Source organism: Paraburkholderia acidicola, assembly GCF_002362315.1.
Classification (GTDB): Bacteria; Pseudomonadota; Gammaproteobacteria; order Burkholderiales; family Burkholderiaceae; genus Paraburkholderia; species Paraburkholderia acidicola.
Genome location: NZ_MTZV01000002.1, coordinates 1 through 12,860 on the forward strand (window position 1 = coordinate 1; position 12,860 = coordinate 12,860).

Sequence of the window (12,860 nt, forward strand, 5' to 3'; positions counted from 1 at the left end):
GCCGGCTCGTCGTCTCGATGTCCCATAGCTGCGGGCCGCGCATTTCCACCTGGCCGCCCTGCACCAGCGCCGGCAGCAGCTCGTGCAGCGCCACGTCGAAGTTCACTGTCGAGGACTGCAGCTGCGTATCCGCCCCGCTGATCCCGTAGGTGCCGATGAAGTCGTCCAGGTGTCGCGACAGCGCCACGTGGCTCACCGCTACCCCTTTCGGGCGGCCTGTCGAGCCTGACGTGTAGATCACGTACGCCAGCTGTTCCGGGTGGATCACGATCTCCGGCAAGGTCTCGTCTTCAGCCTCCACCGTACCGATATCGATCACCTCGCGACCCGCGAACAGTTCTCCGCAACTCGCCAGCGTCGTCGCGTCGGCCAGCACGCAGCTCACCTGCGCATCGTCGAGCATCGTCGCCAGGCGCTCAGCCGGGTACGCCGGGTCCAGCGGCACGAACGCGCCGCCTGAGCGCAGCACGCCCACCAGCGCCGCCACCAGCCCCGGGCCGCGTGTCACGCACAGGCCCACGCGTGTCTCTGCGCTCACGCCGCGCGTGCGCAGTGCCTGTGCGAGGCGTCCCGACCACGTCTGCAGTTCGCCGTAGTTAAGCCGTGCGCCCTCGCAGTGCACTGCGGGCGCCTGCGGCTGCTGCAGCGCCCGCGTCGCGATGCGTTCGCCCACCGGCTCGAAACCATGTGCGGCGAGAGCCGCTCGCGGGCTCTCTTCCTTCAGTACCAGCTCGCCCAGATGCACCTCCCCGCGCGCACCCACCTGCTCCAGCAGCGATACGTAGTGATCCAGCATCCGCGACACCGTCGAGCCATCCAGTACGTCACGTGCGTACGTGAACGACACCTCGAGGCCATCACCCTGCTCACGCGCAGACAGCACCAGATCGAAACGCGAGGTCTGCAGATCGGCGGTGATGTTGGAAACGGTCAAACCCGGCAAGCGGATCGGCCCACGATCCGCGCCGAGGTAATTGAACATCGTCTGAAATAGCGGCGTGTGTCCGAAGCTGCGTTGCGGTTGCAACTCCTGCACGAGCCGCGCAAACGGCACATCCTGGCGCGCGTAAGCATCGAGCGTGCGCGTGCGCACCTGCGCGAGCAGATCGGCAAAGCGCGACACGCCATCCATCTGCGCGCGGATCACCAGCGTGTTGACGAAAAAACCGATCAGACGCTCCGTCTCGTCACGGTCGCGCCCAGACACCGGCACGCCGACGCGGATATCGTCCTGTCCGCTGTAGCGCGACAGCAGCACGTCGTACGCGGCCAGCAACGTCATGAATAGCGTGCAGTCGCCCGCGAGGGACAGCTGACGCAACGCATTGACGACATGCGGCGCCACACTGCGCGACACGCTACCGCCCGCCGGACTGCGCATGCCGGTGCGCGTGCGTGCAAGCGGCAACTCGAGAATCGGTTGCTCGCCGCCAAGCTCCTTGCGCCAGTAGTCCAGCTGCCCGGCCAGCGATTCGTCGTCGAGCCACTCGCGCTGCCATGTCGCGTAATCGCCGTACTGAATGTCCGGCGCATCCGCTGCGACATCGGTTGCATCATTCTTCCCATGATGCTCAACGGAATCCGTCGACACACCGCACGCGATGCGATACGCCGTAACGAATTCGTCGACGAACACATCGATCGACAGTCCGTCGGACACGATGTGGTGCATCGCTACGTGCAACACATGATCGTCCGCTGCGGTGCGCACAAGCGCCACGCGCAGCAGAGGACCGCGCTCCAGATCGAATGGCTCGCTGGTCAGGCGCTCCAGCAGCGCAGCAAGCGACGCATCGGGCTCGGCGTCGAGTTCGCGCCAGCCATAGTCAGTCGGGCCGGTGACCTGCATCGGCACGCCGTCGTGTTCGGTGAAGTGCTTGCGCAGGCTCTCGTGCCGCGCGACGATCCGCTCGAGCGCGATCTTCACCGCGCGGCGTTCGAGCACACCCTGCAGGCGCACGGCGCCCGTGATGTTATAGGCCGCGCTCGATGGATCGAGACGCCACAAAAACCACATGCGTTCCTGCGCATGGGACAGCGGACACGCAGGGCCGCGCTCGGGAAACGGCACGATCGGCAGCTTGTGCGGACGAATGCCGCGCTCACGCAACTGACGGCGAAACTGCTGACGCTTGTCCGCCGGCAGCTTCACATACGTTTTCGATACCGTGAGCAGATCGGGGGTCGCTGCGATTTTTGTGTCGCTCATTTGTCTGTTGCCTGTCTGTTGCTAACCGCTTGCGCGATTGAGAAATGCGGTGAAACAGTGCGATGCGCAGACGGCGCGCCATGCACGCGCGCCGTCTGTGGTCATGTCATTAACTTTCGCTTTGTTCGCCGTGACCCGAGCCATCCTGGGGAATCGCGGCCTGCCACTGATCCGTCGCACGCGGTCGCGCAACCGGATGCTGGAATGCGCTGTCGCGCAACGGGCCGCGTGACGGATGCGTGCCATGCGGCAGACCGCTCATCGTGTCCACAGTGGGCGCCACGGGCGTGAACTGTTCGCGGGCGGCGCCCGTCTGCGCATGTTCTGCCTGCGTTGTCTGCGCCACTGTCTGCGCCGCTGCCTCCGCCTGCGCCTTCTGCCGCTTCAAGAACGGACAACGATCTTCCGCGCGAACGTTCTCATCGGTCAGGAAATACTGCTTCCACTCGAGGTTGCCAGGATCGCCGTAGAAACCGAGATCCGGATGCGCACCGATGTCATCCCAGGTTTCGAGCCGCTTGCGCACCTGGTTGCGCGCTTCGCGGCCGATCACCTTGTTCGTGATCGTGTCGACGAACACACTGCGCGGCTGGAACAGCAGCACCATGCCGGGGCCGAGGTTGCGGCTATGACGCACCTGGAACGACGGACACGCGCAGACCACGAACATCTGCACGCCAGCGAAGGAAAACTCCCAGTCCTCGTGCGACGGCTCATATTGATGATCCGCTTCCGGATCGGGATCGACGTTGTGCAGATGCTGCAACGCGTGCCAGAAGAACTGCTGATAAGCCTCGTGCGCGAGCGGTTGCTGATCGGGCTCGAAGAACACGGCGATGTTGTTCTTGCGATACTGCGGCAGCGATGCCAGTTCGGAAAAAGTCTGCATCGTGGCGGCCAGCCCGCTGATGTCCTTGCCGTTCACGTACCCATAGAACATCTCGCCGCGCTTTTCGGCCATCGTGCCGAAAAAGCACGGGTACTCCGGATGCATCACCTGCTCGCGCAACATCGCGTATGAGTCATCCAGCCACGCCGGCGGTTGCACACTCGCGCCCGTTGCGCGCCCGTCGATGATCCGGCTCTTCCAGTCGCCCGGATCGAAGTCGTACGCGCTTTGCGCCGCATCGGCGGTTTCAGGCGATTGCAGCGATACCGGCAGTGCCGCGTCGTTGTTTGCTTGCATGCTCATTCCTTTTGGTCGTCACCCACCTGCGCCACGAACGTCGCGGTATCCGCGCGATGCAGGACACGTTCGACGGGCGCGCAAATACCTGCCCGCTCACGGGCACTCGCTTACCTTTGCTTGTGGGGGATACCGGCGCTCTCGTACGAAGCGCCTGGCGAGCGGAACGTCATGCGCTCCGCCGTTATGGCAACCGCGGCAACCGCTCAGGCCGGCACGGGCGCATCCAGCTCGGCAACCAGCGCCTGCACCCAGTCATCCGGAATGATCGGCTGGTGATACGTGCATTCGCCCGATACCACGGTCGAACCATGCAAACGTCCATCGGGAATCAGCACCATGTCGCCCTGGTGCATCTTGAGCTGCATGCCGACGTTGCCCCAGAACAGCATGTCGCCTTCCTGAATCGTGACGAGCCGGTGATCGTTGTGAACGTGTGTCGTCGAGCACATCTCGTGCGGCTCGACAAACGTTTCGCGATCGATGTCCGGGCACTCGGCATCGATGCGCGTGCTGATGCGCCGCGCGAATTCGCAATACCGGCTGATCGCGGACAGCCAGCGCAACTGCTCGCCAAGATCCCAGCGACCACGCTCGGCGAGACGTTCGCCCGCTGTAGCGCCTTGCACGCATTGCTCGAAGGCTGCGTGGCCATAGCGTTCAGTGACGGCTTGCAGGGTTTGCCTGAAGCGGGCGACGAGTGCCGCTTTACGTTCGGCGGCATCGCCCGGACGACGCTTCGTGGCCTGCAGATGGGCGCAGGCGCGCTCGAGCGCGAGGCCGAAGGCGAGCCATTCAGCTTCTGCGGCGAACGCCGCGCCGACGAAACCGAAGGCGCGGTCCGGCCTGCGTCCGAGTGCGTACAGCAAGTTGCACTTGGCGAGGCTGGTCGGCAGATAGAACTGCCAGTACGCGTGCTGCTCGCGCGTGACGCCGACTGCGCTCGCTACGCGTTGCAACAGCGCGTCGTCGGGAAGATCACCTTCAAGCGCCGGACGCACGTCTTGCGGCACGCCGTCGAAGAAACCGCTCGCCGTGGCGCGTGCCATCGCGCGTCGCTTCGATGCTGCGAGCGCCCAGCGTTGCACCATGATGAAACGCAAGCCTTCCTCGAGATAATCGTTGCGCATCAACCGTGCGAACGTTTCGTCCCAGAACACGCTTTCGTCTTCGACGATATGGGCGAGCCGTGCGGCCTCGCTGTCGAGGTCCTGAGCCGCGCCCACATCACGGGCGAGATAGTCGAATGCGTAGCCTTCGAGAAACGGTGCGATCTGCGCGCCGAGTGCTTTCGTCTCGTCGCGGTAAAAGCCGCTGAAATGTTCCCACTCGGATGCGTCGGCGCTGCGCGGCAGCCGCACGACATCCAGTTCGTAGATCGACAGCAGCGTGCGGTTCGACGCGAGCGCCGGCAGCCGGCTAACGTTGTGCTGGCGCACCGGCTTCATGAACTTGAGGAACTCGAAATCCTCGGGGCGCAGCGGACGGCGGTGATAGTCGCTATCGAGTACCAGCTCATCGACCGTCGCACTGCGAAACGGCCCGGCCGAAGAAAACTGCTTGATGAGCGATACGTAATGCTCGCTCTGGCCATCGAATGGCGAGAAATCGAACAGCGAAGGCGTAGCTTGGGTCATGATTAAAGAATCCTTTATCTCTCAAGGGATCGGCTATCGCGCGGAGCCCGTAGCGCACCGCTGGCTGCGTGCCGCGAATGGCAGACGTACTAGCCGGTCATCGCCACCAGCACACGTCGCTTGCCGGAAAACGGTGCCCGGCCATGGGACATCAACACGTTATCGAGTGCCACCAGGTCGGCTGCCTGCCAGTCGAATGACAGCATCGCGTCGCGATACACCGCGCGGATTTCGTCGAGGATCGCGGCATCGATCGGCGTGCCGTCGCCAAAGCAGGTGTTGCGCGGCAGGTACTCTTCATCGACCACTTCGAGCAATGCCTCGCGCACCGCCGGCGGCAGGTTCGACACATGAAAGAGATGCGCCTGATTGAACCAGACCGTTTCACCGGTGACCGGATGACGCAACTCCGACTGGCACACCTGGCGCGTGCGCAACGCTTCGCCGTCGTCGAGCCATTCGTAGGCGATCCGGTGAGCGCGGCAGTACTGCTCGACCTCGTCGCGCTCGTCGGTGCCGAATACCTGCTCCCACGGCAGATCGAGACCGTTGCCGTAGTTGCGCACGTACATCACCTGCTTGTCCGCAAAACGCCGACGCAGCGCCGGATCGAGTCGCTGATACACCACACGGCTATCGGCCACCGGCGTCGCACCGCCCTGGTTCGCCGCGATGTCGCAATAGAACCAGATCGATGCGGGCCATTTGAGCGTGTACGACTGCTCGTTGTGCTGATCGATCCACTGATCCGCCGGATACTCGGTCGACGAATACACGCCCTTCTCGACCTTGCTACGCGGCGTGGAACCGAACTCATAGCTCAGCAGCGGCTGACCGAACGTCGACACGAAGCTGTCGAGGCCACCGGCGCCGAGCGCATCGAAGCCGCGCAGCAACACGCCACCGTAGATCGGCTTCGCACGTTCGATGGCGGCGCGCAGTTGCGGCAGACACGATTCGACGCTACCCGCTTCTTTGGGACTTAACTGCAACACACGCGTGCCGTTTTGCTCGAGCACGCTTTCATTCAATACGTCGTCGATACTGTTGATCAATGTATCCATGCTTCACCTTGAGTCAGATCGGCGGGCACGCGGCAATCAGCCCTGGCGGGCGCGGCAGCAAGAGAAGTGGCAACGACGGTCAGCACGGGTGCGGGCGTCGCGTCGAGAAAGAAGTGGCCACCGTCGAAACGATGCTGCGTGCAAACACCGCGTGTTTGCGCGGACCATGCGGCCACGTCTTCGGCGCGGGCTGTTGCGCTGTCGTCGCGGCCGGTGAACACGCCGATCGGGCAGTCGAGCGGCGCGCGTTCATTGGTCGAAAGGGACGCCGCGTGGTGTGCGTACGTGCCGCACAAATGAAAATCCGCGCGCAATACCGGCAGCATGAACTGGATGAATTCGCGATCGTTCATCAATGCGTCCGGTGTGCCGCCTAGCCCGCGCAACTTGCTGACCATCGCTTCATGCGTGCAATCGAGCCAATGCGCTTCGAGCGGTCGGCGCTCGGGCGCGACACACGCCGATGCACCGAACCACACCGGTGAGCGAGCGCAACGACGTCGGATCGCATGAATCAACTCGAGCCCCACCAGCGCGCCCATGCTGTGGCCGAACACCGCGAAGCGTCCGTTGATATCGACATGCTTCAGCACGTCGGCGAGCAACGTTTCGATCAGCGTGGGCCAGTCGGTATGCAACGGGTGCGCGAGGCGCGCACCGTGCCCCGGCAATTCCAGTGGCCTGACCCGCACCGTCGACGGCAGGCGCTCCGCCCAGCCGCGATACAGCTGCGCATTGCCGCCTGCATGCGGCAGACAGATCAGATCCAGTGGCACAACAGCAGCCGGAGTTTCGACAACACGGCTCATCGGTCAGGTCGCTGAAGACTGTGTACGCGTTGCCGTGTCTCTCGCCGCATCGTCGGCCATCGCCTTGCGCAGACTGAGCGGCCGCATGTCGGTCCAGACCTCGTCGATCCATGCAAGGCACTCTTCCTTCTTGCCCGACTTGCCGGCTTCACGCCAGCCGGCCGGAATCGCCTTGTAGTCCGGCCAGATCGAATACTGTTCTTCGTCGTTGATCACCACATGGAAATGGGTGTTTTCGTCGCCCCAGCTCATCGAGCACTCCGCTTTGTAAATGCTAATACGATTCATTTATCATTTTGTCGGTGATACCGTCATGACAAAATGGGCCTGTGAGACTGATTACCTGCCGATCGCCCTACCAATCGTTGCGCAGGAAGCAATTGTCAGCACGATTGACTGCAAATGAGAATCATTGCTGTTTAGCCCGACAAATTAGAGGGTGGCACTCCCTTTGTCAAGCAATTTTGAGATCGTTTGGCATAGCGTGGGGCGCCTTGCGCGGCCCATCCAGTCGCCCGGGCACCACATCAAGTGGTCGAGGAAGTAACAGGCCGCCGACGCGGCCGTGTCTTTGGCTCCCGGCGTTACCTTTCAATCCTCAGCGAAGGTAAGTGCGAGGTTAAGCGAGGTTAAAGCTGCCGATCACCCGTCCAACTGTTCACCCAGGCTGAGTTCCATACTCGGTGATCACACCCGGTTTCGACTTCGGCGGATTCGGCACGCTCTGCAGCGGCGCACTCCGTTTCACCGGTTCAGTTTTGTCACCCACAAGCTGCAGTGTGTTGTCGCGCACCTCGATCTTCACCGGGTCGGTCTGCTTCCACTGTTTCTTCGGCACCACCAGCTTCCACATCGAATCCTGTCCGGCATCACGGAAGAACGCCACCACACCGACATACTCCGCGCCGCTGTTCATCGGCTCGCTGAGACTCGCACTCGCATCCGGACGCAACACGACATCCTTCGTCGCGAGCAGATCGGCTTTCAGCGCGTCAAGATCATTCGTCTGCAACTGCGTGTAGTCGAGCTGCGAGAACGCCTGCTGCGTCTTCAGCTGATAGATCCGCACCACCGTCGACAGCGACTGTCCCGCGCCGTTTGCGTTTAACGACGACCGGCTGACGAGATCCAGGTTCATTGCCCTGATCTGGGTGGTGAACGCCCATTTCGCCGCGTCGACTGTGCCGTCCTTCACCGCCTGTCCCACTCCGCATCCGGCGATGGCGAGGGCGACCAGTGCCATCGAGCCGATTCTTAGCTTTCGCATCATGTCCGTTGATCCCCTTCGTATTCCATGTCCCTGAGTCTCCGCGTCACCGCACCGGCACCTGCGTCAGTGCATCGGACGCTGTTGTGATACCTGCCGGTCACGGCTCCCCGTCCAGACACCCAGTTGTACCCGAGTGACCGCGTTCGCCCGATCCTGCGCGCCCGGCTGCGGCAACTGGGTGGTATAGCCGAGACTCACCTGATCGGAGTTCAGTAGCTGGGCCGGCATCAGTTCCGCCCGCACGTGCATCTCCAGATGCGCCTGCGCCTCATAGCCCAGATAGAACCGCAGCAGCGCCATGACTTCGCGGTGATTGCCCCGCCCTGGCATCAGGCCGAGTACGGATTCGCGGGTCTGCGGGGTAATCACAACGTGCACCGAGTTGCTGCGATCGTAAAAGCCGCGGCCGAGCAGACAGTTCTCACCGAGTGCAGCAGGTTCACGGCCTTCGACGTTGACCCACACCGGATAGAACTCTTCCACGGCGATCCACGCATCCGGTACTGCGTGCTGCAGCACCCCCGCGAGCCCTTCAACCGTGCGTGTCTTCTGGCCCGTCAGGCCGAGCATCGACAGTAGTTTTCGGGTGCCGACTGCCGTCCCGGTTTCCGGGTTGCCAATACCCAGTCCGGCGAAGCTGAGCAGATAGCGCGAAATATCGTCCGTGCCTGCGCTACGAAAGCCCGCCGGATAGCGGTACTTGCGCCAGACGCGGTAGTACTGGGTGACGACGCGGTGATGGAACAGGTCGAGGAACGCCGACATCGGTTCGGCGCCCTCGCGGTTTTGAGCCACCTCGTCGACGAAATACGCCGGCATGCGCGCATCGACGCCATAAAGTCCAAGAAACGTCGTCCGCATCGCGGGCGGCATCGCCGGGTTGTCCACGTCGTATTCGACCGCATCGATCTCGCGGGTCGGAAAGCCGATACGTGCACGTGAGCGAAAGCGTACAGGCTCGTTCGCAGGTGAATCAGTGGTGCCGATCGGCGGCCGGCCAGGTGCGGCAAGTTCGACCAGCTCGCAGAACCGGAAGAAGTTCATCCGCGTCGCGTTGACGAGCAGCACAGGCAGCAGTGACCGATCCGCATACTGTGCGTACGCCTGTTGCCCGAGGCTGGCGTGTGGCTCGTTCAAAACGGCGCCCCTTCGCCCTTCGTGTCAGGCCACTCGATACGTCGCCCGGTGGGTTGCGACACGATGACCAGCTTTGTATACAGGTTCAATGTCGCATACAGTCCGAGGAAGCGGTTCAGCATGCCACCGAACAGTTCGAGATCCCCCTCGCCCGCGAACTGGCCGCTGTCGAGCGTCACCTCGATCTCGACTCCACGCTGAAGCCCACCCCTGACCAGCTTCTGGAGCAGTCGATGCTGGACATCGGTGATCGCATCGATCCGGCGCCGGTTCAGCTCGTCCTCGGTCCAGTCATACAACGCGAGCGAGCCGCGCAGGATTTCCGCATTGAGCAGCGACAGGTAATTGGGCGCCAGGTGCGAAAGCACGCGCCACTGGAAGCGGTCGCCTGTGGGCGGGTACACCGGCAGCGTCGGTGCAGTCAGATTGCGCACCGAACCGATGTTCGTAAAACCTCCACCCATGCGCGTGATACCGGCCTCGCGCAATCCCTTGCGCGGTAGCGCGCCGTTGGTGCCAGTGACAGACAGCGACAGCGTTTCCTTCGGTAGTACCGATTGGTGCTCCCAGGCATGACCACCGAGCACAAGCCACGTGTCAAACCTGCCAGAGGGTCCGCGCCGGATGCGCGTATGGAAATACCGCTCCGGCATTTCATGGCGCAACATGCCTCCACGATGACGGAACGACGCGAACGGCGCATATTCAAAACGCTGGCCCGACCCCGACTCGAAGCCCTGCACGGTGTCAACCGAGTACACCTCGACATGTCTGCCGCGCTCCTCGAGCGCATGCACGCGATATTCCGTCTCGAACTGTGTCGCCGTAACCGGATCCGCCTCGAGCGCGAACAGGTTGACGACCGGCGTGCAAAACAGACGCACATTGTCGGCCGAAAAGCGCATGTCGTCCGGATACGGCTTCGCAAGCACAATCTCGACGTCGAAATATCCGGCAGTCTGCGGAATTGCCTGCATGTCGAGACCGACGAGGTCGACGAACATGAATTTTTCCGGGAACGTGAAATACTCGAGCAGTAACTGATAACCGCCGAACGCGTTATCGGCCTTCGGCCACAGACGCTCGTTCGCGGCGAATCCTGCGGGTTCGACATGCAGGCCTCGCATCGCGTGAGGCGCGCCGGGACGGTCCTCCGGGTAACCAGGAATACGCACCTGCACGGCAAGCGGTTCAGCGGTGAGCGCCGCATACAGCGTCAGCGCTACCGGCCGGTCAGCATGCAGATACAGCCGCAGACGCGGTACCACCAGCTGTTCGCGCCGCGCCTGTGGTTGCAGTTCGAGCCGCAACCGGATCACCGAGCGACCGTCCTCGCGCGTGTACGTGTTCGCCTCGGTGAGATGCAGCGGATACAGATCGACCGGCTGGGTCGTCCGGTAGGCACATTCGACACGCTCTTCGTCGACGCCCGGAGGAAGTCCCTGTGGGATCGGGTCGGATATGACCTCCAGTCCCGGCGCGAGCGTTTCATGCTTTTGCAGCGCACCAGCGGCAGGTGAGAGCTCGAGAATCGACAGTGACGGAATCATGCGCAGATAGTGCGGCCACAGCATGCTGACCAGTCCCTCGGTCAGCTCGGGCAACTCGTCGTCGAGCTTATGGCGCAGACGCCCCATCAGGAACGCAAAGCCCTCGAAAAGCCGCTCGACGTGAGGATCGCGCTCGCCGATGCGGTCGATATTGAGCATGCGCGCGCGATCGGGAAAAGCCTGCGCGAACTCCTTGCCGCCCTCGCGCAGATAGCGCATTTCCGCGTCGTAGTAGCGGAGGATTTCGTTGTCTTTCGTCGGGCTGTTCATCAGTTCAATCTCGGGTGGTGCCTGCGGTCATTCGGGCGTTCGGTCGTACAGTCAGTCACGCAATCGCAATCGCACGTGCCGGATCAATCGCTGTCAGCTCGCCCATCAACACTTCAATGCGCCGGGTGAGTGCGGCCTTGTCTGCATCCTTGCGGTTTGCACGGATTTTCAGAAGGCGCAGCAGATGGTGTCCGGCTTCGAATGCGAGCGACGGCTCCCACGTTGCAAGCTGAAAACGCTGTGCGGTATCAGCGAGCGTCGACAGCAGATGCACCGCCGTATCCGCCCGGTCAGCGCGCTCGGCAACACGCGCCATCACCAGCAACCGGACGAAGCGGTCGCGCTCACCGTCCTGCGCGGGCAGTCGTTGCAACCAGGCAAAGGCTGCATCCAGCCCCTGCTGCGCGACCATGTCCGCAGCCTGCGCTTCAGTTTCTGCCCAGTCGGTATTCGCCGACTGCACACTGACCGGCGCCACGGTTTCACCCCGTTCCACGTCGCGCACGGTCGCGTACCGCGCAATCCATTCGAGCGTGGTGTCGTCAGCGAACGGCGAGCCGTCCGAGAACGCGAGCCGGTCGAGCCCAGGCAGCCGCTCGAGCATCAGAGCGCAATCGGTCGCGGCCTGATCGCGGAACTGCGCATATTCGCCGCCCGCCTGCTCCTGTGCGGTGAATGCGTAGTACTGGAGATCCAGCCAGAAGTGGTTCGCACCTTCAGCGAAGGCCGCTTCGACCCGCTCAAGCAGTTCCGGCCACTGCCTCTGCAACATCAGCCGCTTCAGATGTGCCCGTAGTTCGGTACGCGGCGCGAGCAGCCGTGTCTTGCCACTGACTTCACTGGGCGGCACTTCGGTCAGCGTATCCCAGCGCACGCAGCGCATCAGACGGTAGGCAGCCAGATACCCCTGTGACTGTTCACGCAGAAACTGCGCCATCTGGCGGGCATGGTCGAGCAGCTCACGCGTTGAAGCAATTCCGGTCACCGGCGGCAGACTCCCCACAGACGGCGCACTACCCGACGATGGTTCGCGGTTCGCGTCATCAGACGGCTGCGATACTTCCACGCGCCCTTCGAAGCGGCGGAACAGCGCATTCAGTTCAGGGCGTGCTGAGTCAGACCAGGACGCGGTGCGCTCGACGATGAGCGCAAGCGCCGAGAGCGTGCGTTCGAGCAGTTCGCCGGACAGCCCCGGCACCCGGTCAAGCCGGTCCGCGAAGGTGCCACCGGCCAGCCACTCGAGTGCCGCCTTGCGCGCTTCGGCGCGGGCAGGCAACAGGGTCTCGCCGAAACGGTCAACCAGCGCCGACAGCAGTTCAAAGCCGGAGGCCACCCCTTCTGCGCCGTCTCGACGCATGCGACCATAAACGTAGAATGCGGCGACCCGCACATCCTTGCTGGTATGTTTGAGCAAGCGTTCAGCGGTATCGACGATCAGCGTATCGTCGATGTCGGAGAGCCTGGCGACTTCATCCTTGATGGCGAGAAAACCGTCGTCGTATCCCGGGTCCGTCCCGACAGGAGCCGCATCGCTGATGGGCCGGAGCCAATCCTCCCAACGGCCTTGGGTTGAACGTGCCAGGTCGGAAGGTGTGCGCGTGCCGAACAGCGCGCCCAGAAGATGGGTAAGCATGACGGTCAATGTGTGGCCGGTGACGGGTCCGCTAGCCGGTCGCTGCGAATCAGCGTCCGCACTACGCGACATTCTTTAGCCCGCGAGTTCAGCGA

The 12,860-nt window shown here is 62.9% G+C and carries 10 protein-coding genes; all 10 read right to left on the reverse strand.

Annotated features, from left to right (window positions below; translation table 11 throughout):
- Positions 1-2,209 (reverse strand): condensation domain-containing protein (locus BWP39_RS02075; RefSeq protein WP_157915118.1); only part of this gene is annotated, 2,209 nt, incomplete at its 3' end.
- Between the two features lie 109 nt (positions 2,210-2,318).
- Entirely contained in the window at positions 2,319-3,359 is a 1,041-nt protein-coding gene (locus BWP39_RS02080; RefSeq protein ID WP_407944773.1) for a YqcI/YcgG family protein, read from the reverse strand.
- A gap of 242 nt (positions 3,360-3,601) precedes the next feature.
- Positions 3,602-5,032, reverse strand: a complete 1,431-nt coding sequence (locus BWP39_RS02085) for a cupin domain-containing protein (RefSeq protein WP_096716742.1) — start codon at positions 5,030-5,032, stop codon at positions 3,602-3,604.
- Positions 5,033-5,121: 89 nt separating this feature from the next.
- Entirely contained in the window at positions 5,122-6,096 is a 975-nt protein-coding gene (locus BWP39_RS02090; protein ID WP_096716743.1) for a TauD/TfdA family dioxygenase, read from the reverse strand.
- Positions 6,084-6,905: a thioesterase II family protein gene (locus BWP39_RS02095; protein ID WP_096716744.1), complete on the reverse strand. Its 822-nt coding sequence runs from the start codon at positions 6,903-6,905 to the stop codon at positions 6,084-6,086. Before BWP39_RS02095 ends, BWP39_RS02090 begins: the two co-directional genes overlap by 13 nt.
- Positions 6,906-6,908: 3 nt before the next feature.
- A complete protein-coding gene (locus BWP39_RS02100; protein ID WP_096718445.1) occupies positions 6,909-7,157 on the reverse strand; it encodes an MbtH family protein in 249 nt (82 codons plus the stop codon).
- 406 nt (positions 7,158-7,563) lie between these two features.
- Positions 7,564-8,148, reverse strand: a complete 585-nt coding sequence (gene tssJ, locus BWP39_RS02105) for a type VI secretion system lipoprotein TssJ (protein WP_207556553.1) — start codon at positions 8,146-8,148, stop codon at positions 7,564-7,566.
- A gap of 90 nt (positions 8,149-8,238) precedes the next feature.
- Positions 8,239-9,219, reverse strand: a complete 981-nt coding sequence (gene tssG, locus BWP39_RS02110) for a type VI secretion system baseplate subunit TssG (RefSeq protein ID WP_096718447.1) — start codon at positions 9,217-9,219, stop codon at positions 8,239-8,241.
- Positions 9,220-9,308: 89 nt separating this feature from the next.
- Positions 9,309-11,132: a type VI secretion system baseplate subunit TssF gene (gene tssF / locus BWP39_RS02115; protein WP_096716746.1), complete on the reverse strand. Its 1,824-nt coding sequence runs from the start codon at positions 11,130-11,132 to the stop codon at positions 9,309-9,311.
- A gap of 55 nt (positions 11,133-11,187) precedes the next feature.
- Positions 11,188-12,765, reverse strand: a complete 1,578-nt coding sequence (gene tssA / locus BWP39_RS02120) for a type VI secretion system protein TssA (RefSeq protein ID WP_096716747.1) — start codon at positions 12,763-12,765, stop codon at positions 11,188-11,190.
- Positions 12,766-12,860: the final 95 nt, after the last annotated feature.

Coding starts and splice junctions, on each gene's coding strand:
- BWP39_RS02085 (WP_096716742.1), bottom strand. CDS start 5,032: ATGACCCAAGCTACGCCTTCGCTGTTCGATTTCTCGCCATTCGATGGC.
- BWP39_RS02090 (WP_096716743.1), bottom strand. CDS start 6,096: ATGGATACATTGATCAACAGTATCGACGACGTATTGAATGAAAGCGTG.
- tssJ (WP_207556553.1), bottom strand. CDS start 8,148: ATGGCACTGGTCGCCCTCGCCATCGCCGGATGCGGAGTGGGACAGGCG.
- BWP39_RS02100 (WP_096718445.1), bottom strand. CDS start 7,157: ATGAGCTGGGGCGACGAAAACACCCATTTCCATGTGGTGATCAACGAC.
- tssG (WP_096718447.1), bottom strand. CDS start 9,219: ATGAACTTCTTCCGGTTCTGCGAGCTGGTCGAACTTGCCGCACCTGGC.
- tssA (WP_096716747.1), bottom strand. CDS start 12,765: ATGCTTACCCATCTTCTGGGCGCGCTGTTCGGCACGCGCACACCTTCC.
- BWP39_RS02095 (WP_096716744.1), bottom strand. CDS start 6,905: ATGAGCCGTGTTGTCGAAACTCCGGCTGCTGTTGTGCCACTGGATCTG.
- tssF (WP_096716746.1), bottom strand. CDS start 11,132: ATGAACAGCCCGACGAAAGACAACGAAATCCTCCGCTACTACGACGCG.